Here is a 15,686-nt window from a genome sequence, read left to right on the forward strand (position 1 = left end):
GGTCGGCGTCCGCCGATCGGGTCGTCGTCGCGGTCACCCGAGCACCCCCAGCGGGGCGTTCTCGGCCACGATCCGCCCGTCCCGCATCCGTACCTGGCGGGGCAGGCTCGCCGCGATCTCCCGGTCGTGGGTGATCACCACGACCGTGGTGCCGGCCGCGTGCAGCCCGTGCAGCAGCTCCATCACCCCGGCCCCGGAGCTGGAGTCCAGGTTGCCGGTGGGCTCGTCGGCCAGAAGCAACGGCGGTTCGCCGACCACGGCCCGGGCGATCGCCGCCCGCTGCCGTTCGCCGCCGGAGAGCTGGTGCGGCCGGTGGTCGAGGCGGTGCGCCAGCCCGACCCGGCGCAGCGCGACCTCCGCGCGCCGCAGCCGCTCCCGCCGGGGTACGCCCGCGTAGAGCAGGCCGTCGGCGACGTTCTCCACCAGCGGTACGCCCACCGCGAGGTGGAACTGCTGGAACACGAACCCGATCCGGCTGGCCCGCAGGGCGGACAGCTCCCGGTCGGAGAGCCGCGACGCGTCGTACCCGTCAACGTGGACGGTGCCCGAGGTGGGCCGGTCCAGGGTGCCGATGACGTTGAGCATGGTGGACTTGCCGGAGCCCGAGGGACCGACGATGGCCACCAGTTCGCCCCGGTCGATGGTCAGGTCGACCCGGTCCAGGGCGGCGACGGTGTCGCCGTACCGCTTGGTCACGTCCCGCAGGCGCACGACGTGGTCGGGGTGTTGGTCAGTCACGGGGCATCCCCACCGTCATCCCCTCGACGACCTCGTCGCCGGAGACCTCTACCCGGCCGGCGGCGAAGAGGCCGGTCCGCACCGCGACGATCCGGGTGCCCCCCTCGCTCACCATCTGGAGGCCGTAGCCGCCCTCGCTGAGGGCGAGCAGCGCGGCGACCGGCACGGTGAGCACGTCGGCCCGCTGGGCCGCCACGAACCCGACGTCGATCGCCGCCTGATCGAAGCCGGTGAGGGCGGCCGGGTCGTCGCCGGTCACCGAGACCTCGACCTTCGTCTCGGAGACCGGATCCTGGCCGGCCGCCCCGGGCGAGGTCTGCACGACCGTCTCGACGGCGCCGATCTTGCCGGTGGTCCGTTTCCCGTCCGGCAGGGTGAGGGTCACCTGTGCGCCCTTGCGGGCCAGCCGCTGGTCGTCGACGTCCAGGGTGCAGGTGACCAGCCGGGTGGTGCCGGTGATCGAGAGCACCGTCCGGCCCGGACCGACGGCGTCCCCCACCTCGGCGCCCTGACTGGCCACCCGGACCGTGCCGGCGGCGTAGACGATCCGTCCCGGCTCGACCTGCCCGGTCTCGGCCACCCCCAGGTCGTCCTGCCACTGGCGGACCGCGTCGGCGGTGGCGGAGGTGTAGTCGTTGTCGACGGTGAAGCCGGTGTAGCCCAGGTCGGTGAGGTTCTGTTCGAACTGCTTGACGTCCCGGCCGCTGACCCCGGACCGCAGCGTCCGGTACGCCGGCAGGCTGCCGTGCAGCAGCACCACCGGGTCGTCGTCGATCCGGTACAGGGCCTTGCCCCGGGCGACCGTGGCGCCGGTGGCGGGCAGCCAGGTCAGCGTGCCGTTGTACCGGGTGTCCAGGGCGCGCGGTGCGCCGTACCCCAGCTCGCCGGTCTTGGTCTCCCGGTCCACGAGGGTCTGCCGGGCGACGGTGGTGGTGGTCGGCGGAAGCGGGGCGGCCCCGGCCGAGTCCCCGGCGCTGCCGTCGGCGGCCACCCCGACCGCGACCGCCCCGCCGGCCAGTACGACGGCCGTCCCGGCGGCCAGCACGGTGGCCGGCCGCCACCGGCGTCGGCTGTGCTTCCGCCCCACCTGCGTCGAGCCCGCTGGCGGTGTCTCCGTCGTGCCGTCGTCCCCGCTCACCGGGGCGGCCCCGGTGTCGGTGCCCACCGGCGCGCTCACGACGCCCCCAGCCGTTCGTCGAGGTTGGGCACCACCTCGCGACATTTGTCGAACGCCGCCCGGACCACCGGGTCCTGCCGGTCGATGTCGGCCTTCCCGGGCTGGATCCGGCCGTCGGCGTCCGGGTCGGGGAAGTTCGGGACACCGTTCTCCCGCATGCAGCGGGCCAGCTTGCGGACCTGTTCGACCTGGTCGGCGTTGAGCTGCCGGGGCTGTCCGCCGTTCGGGGCGAACTCGCGGCACGCCTGTAGGGCCGCCTGGACCTTGGTGCGGTCCACGTCGGAGCCGGGCTTGAAGCGCGGTCCGTTCTGGCCCGGCGCCGGATCCGCCACGTCCAGCCCCTGCTCGCGCAGGCATCGGGTGAACCTGATCCGACGCTCGTCGTCGCTCAACGCGGCGGCGTCGACCGTCGGCCGCGCACCGTCGCCACCGGCCGTGGCCACCCCGTCGCCGTCCTGGTCGGCCCCACCGCAGCCGGCCAGTCCGAAGGCCACCACGAGGGGCAGGGCGAGCAGTACGCCCGTCAGCCGTCTCCGCATCGTCTCGTGCTCCTTTCCCGGCCGGCGGGAAGCCGGCGTCCAGGGACGAGTCAACGTGACGGGGCGTAGCCGGAGCGTAAACGTCGCGGTGCCGTTAACGGCGTGGTTATGCGACGGTGGGCGAGGATGTAACGGTGCGGGTACTGGTGGTCGAGGACGAACGGCTCCTGGCGGACGCGATTGCCGAATGGCTGCGCCGGGAGGCGTTCGCGGTGGACGTCGTGTACGACGGGGACGCCGCGCTGGAACGGATCGGGGTCAACGGGTACGACGTGGTGGTGCTCGACCGGGACCTGCCGCTCGTGCACGGTGACGACGTCTGCCGGGCCCTGGTCGAGTCCGACCGGGAGACCCGGGTGCTGATGCTGACCGCCGCCGCCGCGGTCCGGGAACGGGTCGCCGGGCTGGCCATCGGCGCCGACGACTACCTGACCAAGCCGTTCGCGTTCATCGAGCTGAGCGCACGGGTGCACGCCCTGACCCGGCGTACCCGGCCGGCCGCGCCGCCCCGGCTGGCCCGGGCCGGCATCGTGCTGGACCCGGCCCGGCTCGAGGTCACCCGGGACGGACGCCCCGTGCCGCTGTCCCGCAAGGAGTTCGGGGTGCTGGCCGAGCTGCTGCGCGCCGACGGGGCGGTGGTCTCCGCCGAGGAACTCCTGGAACGGGCCTGGGACGAGCACATCGACCCGCTGACCAACGTGCTGCGGGTGACCGTGATGAAGCTGCGCCGCAAGCTCGGCGAGCCGCCCGTCATCGAGACGGTGCCCGGCCGGGGGTACCAGATCCCGTGAAGAAGTTGACCATCCGGGCGCGGCTCACGCTGGTCTACGGCGGGCTGTTCCTGTTCGCCGGGACGGTGCTGCTCGCGGTGACCTACGTGCTGGTCGACCAGCGGCTCACCCGGGGTCTCGGGTTCGACCTGCGCAGCCGGGACCCGGACCGGATGTCGCTGCCGCAGTCCGGCACGAAGATCACCCCCGACCAGGCGGAGACCCTGCGCGGGCTGGTCCGACAGGTGCAGGAGGACGCCCGGCAGGACGCGCTGGACTCCCTGCTGACCCAGGGCGGGGTGGCGCTGGCCGTGGTGACGGTCGCCGCCGTCGCGTTCGGCTGGCTGGTCGCCGGGCGGGCGTTGCAGCCGCTGAACCAGATCACCGGGACCGCCCGCCGGATCGCCGGCGCGGACGGCGCCGGCCGGGGTCTGCACGAGCGGATCGCCCTGGCCGGTCCGACCGACGAGGTGAAGGAACTGGCCGACACCTTCGACCTGATGCTGGAACGGCTCGACCGGTCCTTCGACGGTCAGCGGCGGTTCGTCGCCAACGCCTCGCACGAGTTACGCACTCCGCTGGCGATCAACCGGTCCCTGGTCGAACTGGCCATCACCCGGCCGGACGCCCCGACGGAGCTGCGCCAGCTCGGGGAGACGCTGCTCACCGTGAACGAGCGGCACGAGCGGCTGATCGACGGGCTGCTCACCCTCGCCGACTCGGAGAACGCGCTGACCGAGCGGACCGAGGTGGATCTCGCCGAGGTGGCCGCCCACCTCACCGACCAGACCGCGGACCGGACGGACCTGACGGTCTCCCGGGAGCTGGCCCCGGCCCGGACGGTCGGTGACCCGGTGCTGTTGGAGCGCCTGACCCAGAACCTGCTCGAGAACGCGGTACGGCACAACGTCGGCGACGGCGGCTGGCTGACGGTGTCCACCACGACGGCGGACGGCCGGGCCGTGCTGACCGTCCGCAACAGCGGGCCGGTCGTGCCCGGGTACGAGGTCGAGTCGATCTTCCTGCCGTTCCAGCGGCTGAGCCGGGAGCGGGCGGCCGGCAACCGGGGCTTCGGGCTGGGCCTGTCCATCGTCCGGGCGGTGGCCCGGGCGCACGGGGGTACGGTGCACGCCCTGCCCCGACCGGGCGGCGGCCTGGTCGTCACGGTGTCCCTCCCCACCCCGTGAACCGGGTGGCGTGCCCGAGGCCGGCTGGGCACCCACCGGAACCGTCCCATCGCCTAGGGTGACCGGAGGAACACTCCGGTCACACGGGACGAGGAGACACGCTTGACTGTCAGGGTGAACCGAAGGACCGCGCTCGGACTGGGCACCGCCGCCACCGCCGGCGTGGTGCTCGGCAACGGGACGCCGGCATCGGCCGAGGAGCGCGCCGTGGAGAAGACCGCAGGCACCCCCGCGGAGGCCGCGAGCCAGGTCGCGGCGGCGTACCAGCAGCGGACCGCCGCGGCGGGCGGGAGCTGGCAGGCGTACGTCAGCGTGGCCGACCCGGCCGGGCCGCCGGTGGTGGCCGTCGCCGACGAGCCGAACGTCCGACTCGAGGCGTACAGCGTGAACAAGGTCGCCGTCGCCGTGGCGGTGCTCGACAAGGTCGACCGGGGACTGCTCAGCCTGAGCCAGCGGGTCGACGTCACCGCCGCGATCGTCGTCCCGGGCGGGGACGGGATCTTCAGCCTCGACGGGGCGTACCCCAGCTCGGTGACGCTCGGCCACGCCCTCGCCGCCCTGCTCACCGTCTCCGACGACACCGCCGTACGGCTGTGCGGCCTGGTCTGCCCGGCGGCCGAGCTGAACGCGATCCTGGTCGCCAAGGGCTTCCCCAACACCCAGGTCCAGCCGGTGGCCAACCCCAACCGGTTCTACCTCGGCACCAGCACGCCCCGGGAGACCCACGACCTGCTCCGGGCGCTGGTCGCCGGCACCCTGCTCTCGTCCGCCTCCACGGCGTTCCTGCTGCGGCAGCTCCGCTCCCCCATCGCGCACACCGACGGCGTCCGGCGCACCATGTCCTCCGACGAGCGCGGCCGGATCGCCAGCAAGGGCGGCTGGTACGCCGACGCCCGCTGCGAGGCCGGCGTGATCTTCGATCCGGACGGCGCGCCGGTGCTGACCTACGCCCTCTTCGCCAACGGGCAGGCCGACGCGGGCAACTTCGGCGCGACCCACCCGGCGGTGACCGCCCGGGCGCTGATGGGCCGGAGTTTCCTCGACGCGGTCGACGGCCTGACCGGCACCGGCACCGCCCACCGGGTCACCCGGCAGCGCCCGAGCAACGGCGGCTGACCCGTCGAGCTACCGTGGCACCCGGTATCCGGGCGGAGGGGGCAGGCATGGCGGAACGCGCGCGGCGGGGTCGGGGTGGACTGGTGGCCGGGGCGTTGGGGCTGGCCGCGCTGGCCGGGCTGGCCTGGGCCGCCCGGGACGTGCCGGCCGCGCTGGGCGGCCGGCTGACCGGGGCCCGCGCCGAGCGGGTCCGGCGCTCGCCACAGTTCCACGACGGCGCGTTCCACAACCCGGCCGACGTCCGCACCACCATCGCCGACCCGGGCCGGAACCTGGTCTGGGAACTGCTCTTCGGCAAGCACCGCCGCCGGCCGACCCGACCGGTGCCGGTGCTGCGCCCGGACACCGGCGCCGGTACCGGCGACGGCCGGGACCTCGCCGTGGTGTGGTACGGCCACGCGTCCGCGCTGGTCGAGATCGAGGGCGGGCGCGTGCTGATCGACCCGGTGTGGAGCGAACGCTGCTCCCCGTCGGGGTCGATCGGCCCGCGCCGCCTGCACGCCCCGCCGGTACGCCTCGACGAACTGCCCCCGGTCGACGCGATCCTGATCTCCCACGACCACTACGACCACCTCGACATGGCGACGGTACGCGGCCTGCGGGACACCCAGTCCGCGCCGTTCCTGGTGCCGCTGGGCATCGGCGCACACCTGGACCGGTGGGGCGTACCGGCGGAGCGGATCATCGAGCTGGACTGGACGGAGAGCCACCGGGTGGCCGGGCTGACCATCACCGCCACCGCCGCCCAGCACTTCTCCGGCCGGGGCCTGCGCCGCGACGGCACGCTCTGGGCCTCGTGGGTGGTGGCCGGGGCACACCGCCGGGTCTTCTACACCGGCGACTCCGGCTACTTCCCCGGCTACGCCGAGATCGGCGAGACGTATGGGCCGTTCGACGTGACGTTGACGCAGATCGGCGCGTACGACCGGGCCTGGCCGAACATCCACATGTTCCCGGAGGAGGCGGTCGCCGCCCACCTCGACGTCCGGGGTGGCCTGCTGCTGCCGGTGCACTGGTGCACCTTCAACCTGGCCCTGCACGACTGGGCCGAGCCGGTGAACCGGCTCTGGCGGGAGGCGAAGGCCCGGGGCGTCCGGCTCGCCGTGCCCCGCCCCGGCGAGCGGGTGGTGGTGGACGCCCCGCCGCCGGTGGACGCCTGGTGGGACCACATCGCCTGAGCGCCGGCGCCGTCGTCCCGCCCCTGGGAACTCGACGAACTCTCCCGCCGACTATCTGACGGCGTAGGGCAGGGTCCGGCCTGCTTGAAGACAAGGACGAGGGCGGCGCGGATGCTGTTTGCGGTGCGACGAGTTACGGCCGTTGTTGCCGTGTTGGCGGTCACAGTGTTGGCCGTGCCGGGTACGGCCTGGGCTCACGGTGTCGGCGGGTCGAGCGAGATGGTCGGCGGGTTCGTGTGGCTGGGCACCGAGCACATGCTCGGCCTGGGCCTGTCCACGCGCCTGCAGGACGTCGGCCTGCCCTCGGACGGGCTGATCCCCCGGGTGCTGGCCTTCAACCTGGGCGTCGAGATCGGCCAGCTCATCGCGGTCGCGTTCATGTTCATGATCGGCGACGTGCTGCGCCACTACCTGCCCCGACTCAAGGACGTTCGGCTGTCGCACGGCGTACTGGTGGCGGCCGGTGCGGCCGCAGCAGTTCTGGCGGTCACCGCCGGTCCCGATGCGCTGCGACCGCTCCAGGCCAGCGCCACCGTCCACACCGACCCGGACAGTTACCCCGGCGGACACCACCGCACCGACCTGTCACACCAACGCCACCAACGCTCCCGCTGACGGAAGGGCTGTCGGGCCCAGAGCGAGTCTCGGCACGCGCCCCCTCGACTGCACCTGGAGATACCCGACCCCGCGACCGCGCGGCCTGTTCCACTGGCCATCGCCGCCATCGCCGCCGTGCTGATCCTCAAACTCAAGTGGCCCGCACTACGGGTACTCGGCGTCAGCGCGGCCCTCGGCCTCACCGCCGCCCTCGCCGGGCTTCCGGTCACGTAGCTCACCGCACCAGCAGCCGGGCATCAGGCGTGCCGGCGGTCCGGGGGTGTCGGCGGCGCATGGGGCCGGCCGGGGAGGGTAGCCGCAAGCCGTCTGAGCCGGGCACGGTCACCCCCACCGAGTGGGGAGTGATCCGCGAGACATCAACACGCCTGGCAAATGATACCCCCTGGGGGTATGTTCGTTGCCCTGAGGGAGGCGATGACGATGTCGCACGAACACCAGGCCACGCCGACGCCGGCAGACAGTCACACGGACACCGACGGGCAGCAGGAGCGCCACGGCGACCGCCACCCGGTTCACCACCGCTCCGGTCACGGTGGGCACGGTGGGCATGACAAGCACGCCGGGCACGATCCGGAGATGTTCCGCCGCAGGTTCTGGCTGAGTCTGGCCCTGACGGTGCCGGTCGTGGTGACCAGCCACATGGTGATGGACTGGTTCGGCTACCAGTTGGACTTTCCTGGCGTCGGCTGGGTCGCGCCGGTACTGGGCACGGTGGTGTTCGCCTGGGGTGGGTGGCCGTTCCTGCAGGGCGCGGTGCGGGAGATCCGGGACCGGGCGCCGGGGATGATGCTGCTGATCGCGATGGCGATCACCGTCGCGTACGTGGCGTCGCTGGCCACCGCGCTGGGCGCGTTCGACCTGGACTTCTGGTGGGAACTGGCGGCCCTGGTCACGATCATGCTGCTCGGGCACTGGCAGGAGATGAAGGCGATCGGCCAAGCCCGGGGCGCGCTGTCGGCCCTGGCCGCGCTATTGCCCGACGACGCCGAACGCCTCGACACGCAGGGCCGACCGCAGCAGGTGTCCGTGGTAGAGCTGGAAGTCGGGGACGTGGTCCTGGTCCGCCCGGGCGGACGGGTGCCGGCCGACGGCACGATCGTCGACGGCGGCGCCGAGATGGACGAGTCGATGATCACCGGGGAGTCCCGGCCGGTCGCCCGGACTACCGGCAACCGGGTGGTTGCCGGCACGGTGGCCACCGACGCGGCGATCCGGGTACGCGTCGACGCAGTCGGCGAGGACACCGCCCTGGCCGGCATTCAGCGCCTGGTGGCGCAGGCGCAGCAGTCCAGCGGTCGGGCGCAGGTGCTCGCTGACCGGTTCGCCGCGTGGCTGTTCTACATCGCCACCGCGACCGCCGTGGTGACCGTGCTGGCCTGGATGCTGCTCGGCAACCCCGACCAGGCCGTCGTCCGCACCATCACGGTGCTGGTGGTCGCCTGCCCGCACGCCCTCGGTCTGGCCATCCCGCTGGTGATCGCCCTGTCCACCGCAGTGGCGGCCAAGGGCGGAATCCTCGTCAAGGACCGACTCGCGCTGGAGCGGATGCGCACGGTCGACGCGGTGCTGTTCGACAAGACCGGCACCCTGACCCGCGGCGAACACGTCGTCACCGGGGTGGCCGCCACCGGCGACACCAGCGACCAGGAGCTCCTGGCCACCGCCGCGGCCGTGGAGGCGGACAGCGAGCACCCCCTGGCCCGCGCCATCGTCGCCGCGGCCGCCGAGAGGGGCACCACCCGCCGGGCCACCGGCTTCCAGTCACTGACCGGACGCGGCGTACGCGCCGACGTCGATGGCACCACCTACGCCGTCGGCGGACCCGCCCTGCTGCGCGAACTGCGCGCGACCGTCCCCGACGACCTGCGGCATCGCCAGGACGACTGGTCGCGGCGCGGAGCGGCGGTGCTTCACCTGTTGCGCCTCGACGACGACGGGGCGGCTGTCGTCGGTGCTCTGGCGCTGGAGGACCAAGTGCGTCCCGAGGCCCGGCAGGCCATCAGGGAGCTACGCGAGCAGGGCATCCGCAAGATCGTGATGATCACCGGTGACGCCCGGCCGGTCGCCGAGGCGGTCGCCGCCGACCTGGGGTTCCGCCCCGGTGAGGACGAGGTGTTCGCCGAAGTGCTCCCCGCCGACAAGGACGACGCCGTCGCCGGACTGCAGAAGCGGGGTCTACGGGTGGCGATGGTCGGCGACGGCGTCAACGACGCCCCCGCGCTGGCCCGTGCCGACGTCGGCATCGCCATCGGCGCCGGCACCGATGTCGCGATCGAGTCAGCGGGGGTGGTTCTGGCCTCCTCCGATCCGCGCGGGGTCACCGGGGTCATCCGGCTGTCCCGGGCCTCCTACCGCAAGATGATCCAGAACCTGGCCTGGGCCGCCGGCTACAACGTGGTCGCCCTGCCGCTGGCCGCAGGCGTGCTCGCCTGGACCGGTATCACTCTCAGCCCCGCCATCGCGGCGGTGCTGATGTCCGCCTCCACCATCGTCGTCGCGCTCAACGCCCAACTCCTGCGCCGGGTGCGACTGCGCCCGACGGCCGAGTGAGCACCCGGTGTCGAGTTCAGGCGAAGCCAGCAACCGGCGGCACACTAACGTGAAGGCCATGACAGCGCGAGCAGCACGAACCGGGCCTCTGGTCCAGCTCGTGCTGCTCGCCTGCACCGTGTTCGGCCTGGCTGCGATGCACAGCCTCGGCCACGATCCCGTCATGCCCCTCACGGCGGACGCCGGGCACACCGCCCACGTGGCGATGCCTGCCCCGGCGGACCTGCATCACGACGACTGTGTAGGGAACGGCTGCGTTCAGTTGCTGAACGCCCCGGCAGGCCACGACGGGCACCTGCCCGGATGGGCGGTCTGCCTGGCCGTCGTCGGCGCGCTCACGCTCGCCGTCTTGCTCGGGCTCCTCCTCACCGCCGGCGTCACCCTCACCCTCCCCGGTCTGCCGCCGGCGAGCGGCATCGCCGGGTCCCGTGGACCACCTGCCCGGCCGTTCGGGCTTCACCTCGCCTCGGTATCCGTACAGCGCAGATAGGAGCAGCCGCGCGGCAACGGCCACCCGCCGTCCTCCCGCGTGCCCAACTCCCAGTCCTGCAGCTACCGCGATACCGAAAGGCACCACCTGCGATGACTCGCACCTACCTTCGCCGCGCCGCCCGGGCCTGCGTCGGCCTCACCGCCGCGCTCACCATCACCGCCTGCGGCTCCGCCAACGACCACACCACCGGCGCTGGACACGGCATGACCAGCACTCCTGCCCCCAGTAGCGCCGGTGCCAGCCCCGACACCGGCAACGCCGCGGACGTCATGTTCGCCCAGATGATGATTCCGCACCATCAGCAGGCCGTGCAGATGGCCGACCTCGCCGCCACCCGCGCAGACGACCCTGACGTCAAGCAACTCGCCGCGAAGATCAAGGCGGCACAGGCACCCGAAATCGACACCATGACCCGATGGCTGACCGCCTGGGGCAAACCACTCCCCACCGCCAGCACCTCGACGCCGGACATGCATCACGGGATGCCCGGCATGATGACCGACGCGGACATGACCACACTCGCCGCCGCCAACGGACGGGACTTCGACAAGCAGTTCCTCACCATGATGATCGCCCACCACCAGGGCGCCATCACCATGGCCAAGAACGAACTCGTCCAAGGCAGCAACACCGACGCCAAGAACCTCGCCCAACGCATCATCGATGACCAGCAAGCCGAGATCGACACCATGAACAAGATCCTGACCCGCCTCTGACCCCACCCGGGTGCCCGGGCGTCCTGCGGCGGCCGGGCACCCAGCGGACGGGGCTACCTGCCGAGAGCCGACGGAAGGCCACCGCCCGGCCGCTCCCCGGCGTCGCCGGCCGGCGAGAGCAGGGCGGCGAGAGCAGGGCGGCCCGGACGGCGCGCCCTAGGTACCCGTCAGCGACTCCTCCAGCACCCGGCGCAGGTACCCGAGCGGCGCTCAGAGCACGAAGGCGTCGGTCCAGAGTGCGCCGGAGCGGCCGGAGAGCGCGTCCAACATCGCCACCGCCTGCGAGTCGGTGAGCAGCGCGACGAAGTCGACGATGGCCCGCCCCCGGGCCCGCGCCGACCGGTCCAGGGTGCGCGGGTGCAGTTCCGCCTCGGCCAGCTCCACCAGGTCGTGCAGCCGGCGGGGCAGCCGGGACTCCTCCTCCGGGTCGAGCAGCCATTCCCAGAGCGCCTCGACCAGCGAGCCGAGCAGCCGGGCCTGGCCGCGCTGGTGCAGGGCGAGGTCCGGGCGGGCCAGCACGAACCGGTGGTGGACGAACTTGAGCACCTGCACCTCGTGCCACTGTGGTGCGGCGAGCTGCACGTGCCCGGAGCGCACCGACGGCTTCTCGACCACCCGGATGGCGTCGACGAAACGGGTGGTCCAGCGGGCCGAGAAGCGGGCCACGTACTGCTCCGCCTCGATCGAGCCGTCGAAGGGCAGGGCGAGCAGCCCCTCGACCAGTTCCCGGCGGACGTGCTCGACGGCGGCGGCGAACGCCTCGTCGTCGGCGATCCAGCCGTCCTTGCGGTGCAGTTGCCGGCGGAGCCGCTCGATCGCCGCGCCGGGGCGGCGGGCGGTGCTGGCCAGCGCCGCATCGGTGACCGACCGGTAGTGCCCCTGCTCCCGCTGCCAGGCGATCAGCTCGGCGGCCACCGCGCCCTGTTGGAGCACGCCGACCCGGTGGAAGTCCTCCACGTCGTGGATGGCGTAGGCGACGTCGTCGGCGGTGTCCATCACCGACGCCTCGGGCGTCTGCTGCCAGTCCGCGATCCGCCCCGCGAACGGCTCCCGGGCCTGCCGCAGGTCCTCCAGTTCGGTGCGGTAGGCGCCGAACTTCGCCGAGCCGCTGGCCGGGTCGTCCGGCGGGGCGGCGGCACCCCGGGGCGGCGGGTCCAGGTGCCGGGGGTGCGGGTCGGGGTGGTCCAGTCGGGTCCACGGGTACTTCAGCATCGCGGCCCGGACCGCCGCGGTCAGGTCGAGACCGACGGTGGCCGCGCCGCCGATCTCGGTCGAGGTGACGATCCGGTACGACTGCGCGTTGCCCTCGAAGCCGTCGGGCAGCCCGAGACGCTGGCGGGCCAGCCGGTCCAGGACCCGCTCCCCCAGGTGCCCGAAGGGCGGATGCCCGAGGTCGTGGGCGAGCGCGGCGGCCTCCACCACGTCCGGGTCGCAGCCGCCGAGGGCGGTCAGCAGGTCCCGGTTCAGGTCGTCGGCGGTGAGCCGCTCGGCGATGGCCCGGGCCACCTGGGCGACCTTCAAACTGTGCGTGAGCCGGTTGTGCACCAGCAGCCCGGAGCCGCCGGGACTGACCACCTGGGTCACCCCGCCGAGACGGGTGAAGAACGGCGAGCCCACGATCCGGTCCCGGTCGGCACGGAACGGACTCGCCGCGAGGTCACCCAGGGCTCGGGCGCTGCCGCCGAAGAGCCGCCGGGCCCGGGGGTCCGCGGGTTGTTCCATGATCGCCACGCTAGCGCAGCCATCCGGTACGGCGCGCCCGCGTACCGGACGACGGTCGTGTCGGGGCGGGACGGCACAATGCAGGGCGTACCCCACCCGAGAAGGCGGATCAGATCGTGACCCAGTCCGTTCACCAGCGGATCGCCGAGGAACTCGGCGTCACCGAACGTCAGGTACGCGCAGCCGTGGAGCTGCTCGACGGCGGCGCCACCGTGCCGTTCATCGCCCGCTACCGCAAGGAGGCCACCGGCCTGCTCGACGACGCGCAGCTGCGCACCCTCGAGGAGCGGCTGCGCTACCTGCGGGAGCTGGACGAGCGGCGCGCCGCCATCCTGGAGTCGATCCGGAGCCAGGGCAAGCTCGACGAGGCCCTCGAGGCGCAGATCATGGCTGCCGACTCGAAGGCCCGCCTGGAGGACATCTACCTGCCGTACAAGCCGAAGCGGCGGACCCGGGCGCAGATCGCCCGGGAGGCGGGCCTGGAACCGCTCGCGGACACCCTGCTGGTCGACCCGACGCAGGACCCGAAGACCGTGGCCGCCGGCTACGTCGACGCCGACAAGGGGGTCGCCGACCCGGCCGCCGCGCTGGAGGGCGCGCGGGCCATCCTCATCGAGCGGTTCGCCGAGGACGCCGACCTGATCGGCACGCTGCGCGAGCAGATGTGGTCGCGGGGCCGGCTGGTCGCCCGGGTACGCGAGGGGCAGGAGACGACCGGCGCGAAGTTCGCCGACTACTTCGACTTCGCCGAGCCGTACCCGAAGCTGCCCTCGCACCGGATCCTGGCGATGCTCCGGGGCGAGAAGGAGGGCGTGCTCGACCTGACCATGGACCCGGAGCCCGACGGCGACGCCGACGCGCCGGTCACCGGCCCGACCCGGTACGAGGCAGCGATCGCCGGCCGGTTCGGCGTCAGCGATTCCGGCCGCCCGGCGGACCGCTGGCTGGCCGACACGGTGCGCTGGGCCTGGCGTACCCGGATCCTCATCCACCTCGGCGCGGACCTGCGGATGCGGCTGTGGCAGGCGGCCGAGGACGAGGCGGTCCGGGTCTTCGCCACCAACCTGCGCGACCTGCTGCTCGCCGCCCCGGCCGGCACCCGCCCGACGATGGGCCTGGACCCGGGGCTGCGGACCGGCGTCAAGGTGGCCGTGGTGGACGCGACCGGCAAGGTGGTCGCCACCGACACGATCTACCCGCACGAGCCGCGCCGGCAGTGGGACGCCTCGATCGACACGCTGGCCAAGTTGGCCGCCGCGCACGGCGTCGAGCTGGTCGCCATCGGCAACGGCACGGCCAGCCGGGAGACCGACAAGCTCGCCGGCGACCTGATCAAGCGGCACCCGGAGCTGAAGCTGACCAAGGTGGTGGTCTCCGAGGCCGGCGCGTCGGTCTACTCCGCGTCCGCGTACGCCTCGCAGGAGCTGCCCGGCCTGGACGTGTCGCTGCGCGGGGCGGTCTCCATCGCCCGCCGGCTCCAGGACCCACTCGCCGAACTGGTCAAGATCGATCCGCGCTCGATCGGTGTCGGTCAGTACCAGCACGACCTGTCGGAAGTAAAGCTCTCCCGCTCGCTGGACGCGGTGGTCGAGGACTGCGTCAACGGCGTCGGCGTGGACGTCAACACCGCCTCCGCCCCGCTGCTGACCCGGGTCTCCGGCATCGGCGCCGGGCTGGCCGAGAACATCGTCCTGCACCGGGACGCCAACGGGCCGTTCCGCACCCGGGCCGACCTGAAGAAGGTGGCCCGGCTCGGGCCGAAGGCGTTCGAGCAGTGCGCCGGCTTCCTGCGCATCCCCGGCGGCGACGACCCGCTGGACTCCTCCAGCGTGCACCCGGAGGCGTACCCGGTGGTGCGGCGCATCCTCGCCTCGACCGGGCAGGACCTGCGGTCGCTGATCGGGAAGAGCGCGATCCTGCGCGGGCTGAAGGCGACCGAGTTCGTCGACGACACGTTCGGCCTGCCCACGGTCACCGACATCCTGGCCGAGCTGGAGAAGCCGGGACGCGACCCGCGACCGGAGTTCAAGACGGCCACCTTCGTCGAGGGCGTGGAGAAGATCAGCGACCTGACCCCCGGAATGGTGCTGGAGGGCGTGGTCACCAACGTGGCCGCCTTCGGCGCGTTCGTGGACGTCGGCGTGCACCAGGACGGCCTCGTGCACGTCTCGGCGATGTCCCGGACCTTCGTCAAGGACCCCCGGGACGTGGTGAAGTCCGGGGACGTCGTCCGGGTCAAGGTGCTCGACGTGGACGTGCCGCGCAAGCGGATCTCGCTGACCCTGCGGCTGGAGGACGAGACGTCCACCGGCGGCGACCGGGGCCAGGGCGACGGCGGCCGGCGGGACCGCGGCCCCCGGGGCGACCAGGGCGGACGCGGCGACCGGGGCGGTCGGAGCGGCGCCCGGGACGGCGCTGCCGGCCAGAGCGGCCAGGGTGGCTCCGGCGGCCGGGGCGGCGCTACCGGTCAGGGGGACACGCGGGGCGGATCCGGCGGCCGGGGTGGTTCCGGCGGCCAAGGCGGTGCGCGGGGTGGCTCCGGCGGCCGGGGTGGTGCCCCGCAGCGGCAGGGCCGGGGCGGCTCGACCCCACCCCCGTCCGGCGCCATGGCCGACGCCCTGCGCCGCGCTGGCCTGCTCTGACCCATTGATCCACTCCGTTTCGCCGACATCGGGGCATCCACTGCCGCCGGACACCCCGATGTCGGCGAAACGGAGCAGTCCACCGGCGCGCGAGCCGGCCAGCCGGCGCGCGGGCGACCGTGGCGTGGGCGGTCCAGCCGGGGCAGTCCACCGGCGCGAGGCGGTCCAGCCGGAGCGGGTCACCGGGGCGTGGACGGTCCAGCCGGGGCAGGCTGCCAGGACGCGGCGGCGTACCGTCGG

The 15,686-nt window shown here is 73.3% G+C and carries 13 protein-coding genes; 9 read left to right on the forward strand and 4 right to left on the reverse strand.

Annotation, left to right across the window (positions count from 1 at the left end; all coding sequences use genetic code 11):
• Positions 1-33 precede the first annotated feature (33 nt).
• Genes GA0074692_RS15560 through GA0074692_RS15570 form a run of 3 tightly spaced genes read right to left on the reverse strand, consistent with a single transcriptional unit; the run spans position 34 to position 2,454 of the window.
• Entirely contained in the window at positions 34-738 is a 705-nt protein-coding gene (locus GA0074692_RS15560; protein ID WP_218106676.1) for an ABC transporter ATP-binding protein, read from the reverse strand.
• Positions 731-1,915, reverse strand: coding sequence for a peptidoglycan-binding protein (locus GA0074692_RS15565; protein WP_245730322.1), 1,185 nt, complete (start codon positions 1,913-1,915; stop codon positions 731-733). The genes GA0074692_RS15560 and GA0074692_RS15565 overlap by 8 nt, the downstream gene beginning before the upstream one ends.
• Positions 1,912-2,454, reverse strand: coding sequence for a hypothetical protein (locus GA0074692_RS15570; RefSeq protein ID WP_091645255.1), 543 nt, complete (start codon positions 2,452-2,454; stop codon positions 1,912-1,914). Before GA0074692_RS15570 ends, GA0074692_RS15565 begins: the two co-directional genes overlap by 4 nt.
• 134 nt (positions 2,455-2,588) lie before the next feature.
• On the opposite strand from GA0074692_RS15570, the gene GA0074692_RS15575 reads away from it, so the two are divergent.
• From GA0074692_RS15575 to GA0074692_RS15610, 8 genes are all read left to right on the forward strand, one after another.
• Positions 2,589-3,245, forward strand: a complete 657-nt coding sequence (locus GA0074692_RS15575; RefSeq protein WP_091645258.1) for a response regulator transcription factor — start codon at positions 2,589-2,591, stop codon at positions 3,243-3,245.
• A complete protein-coding gene (locus GA0074692_RS15580) occupies positions 3,242-4,411 on the forward strand; it encodes a sensor histidine kinase (protein ID WP_091645261.1) in 1,170 nt (389 codons plus the stop codon). Before GA0074692_RS15575 ends, GA0074692_RS15580 begins: the two co-directional genes overlap by 4 nt.
• Positions 4,412-4,525: 114 nt before the next feature.
• Positions 4,526-5,527 carry a serine hydrolase gene (locus GA0074692_RS15585; protein WP_245730323.1) on the forward strand — a complete coding sequence of 334 codons (1,002 nt, stop codon included), beginning with the start codon at positions 4,526-4,528 and terminating at the stop codon, positions 5,525-5,527.
• 47 nt (positions 5,528-5,574) lie between these two features.
• Positions 5,575-6,705: an MBL fold metallo-hydrolase gene (locus GA0074692_RS15590; protein ID WP_091645266.1), complete on the forward strand. Its 1,131-nt coding sequence runs from the start codon at positions 5,575-5,577 to the stop codon at positions 6,703-6,705.
• Between the two features lie 111 nt (positions 6,706-6,816).
• Positions 6,817-7,320 (forward strand): HupE/UreJ family protein, encoded by a 504-nt coding sequence (locus GA0074692_RS15595; RefSeq protein WP_091645268.1) that lies wholly within the window; start codon positions 6,817-6,819, stop codon positions 7,318-7,320.
• A 423-nt stretch (positions 7,321-7,743) separates the two neighbouring features.
• The gene (locus GA0074692_RS15600) at positions 7,744-9,873 is read left to right on the forward strand and encodes a copper-translocating P-type ATPase (protein WP_091653532.1); all 2,130 of its coding nucleotides are present in this window, start codon (positions 7,744-7,746) and stop codon (positions 9,871-9,873) included.
• Positions 9,874-9,931: 58 nt separating this feature from the next.
• Positions 9,932-10,363: a hypothetical protein gene (locus tag GA0074692_RS15605; protein WP_141725294.1), complete on the forward strand. Its 432-nt coding sequence runs from the start codon at positions 9,932-9,934 to the stop codon at positions 10,361-10,363.
• 92 nt (positions 10,364-10,455) lie between these two features.
• On the forward strand, positions 10,456-11,082 hold the full coding sequence (locus GA0074692_RS15610) for a DUF305 domain-containing protein (RefSeq protein WP_091645274.1): 627 nt from the start codon (positions 10,456-10,458) through the stop codon (positions 11,080-11,082).
• A gap of 210 nt (positions 11,083-11,292) precedes the next feature.
• On the opposite strand, the gene GA0074692_RS15615 is transcribed toward GA0074692_RS15610, so the two are convergent.
• Positions 11,293-12,804 (reverse strand): deoxyguanosinetriphosphate triphosphohydrolase family protein, encoded by a 1,512-nt coding sequence (locus tag GA0074692_RS15615; protein ID WP_091653534.1) that lies wholly within the window; start codon positions 12,802-12,804, stop codon positions 11,293-11,295.
• 116 nt (positions 12,805-12,920) lie between these two features.
• On the opposite strand from GA0074692_RS15615, the gene GA0074692_RS15620 reads away from it, so the two are divergent.
• Positions 12,921-15,446: a Tex family protein gene (locus GA0074692_RS15620; RefSeq protein ID WP_091645276.1), complete on the forward strand. Its 2,526-nt coding sequence runs from the start codon at positions 12,921-12,923 to the stop codon at positions 15,444-15,446.
• Positions 15,447-15,686 lie beyond the last annotated feature (240 nt).

The sequence above is a fragment of the Micromonospora pallida genome, assembly GCF_900090325.1.
GTDB lineage: Bacteria > Actinomycetota > Actinomycetes > Mycobacteriales > Micromonosporaceae > Micromonospora > Micromonospora pallida.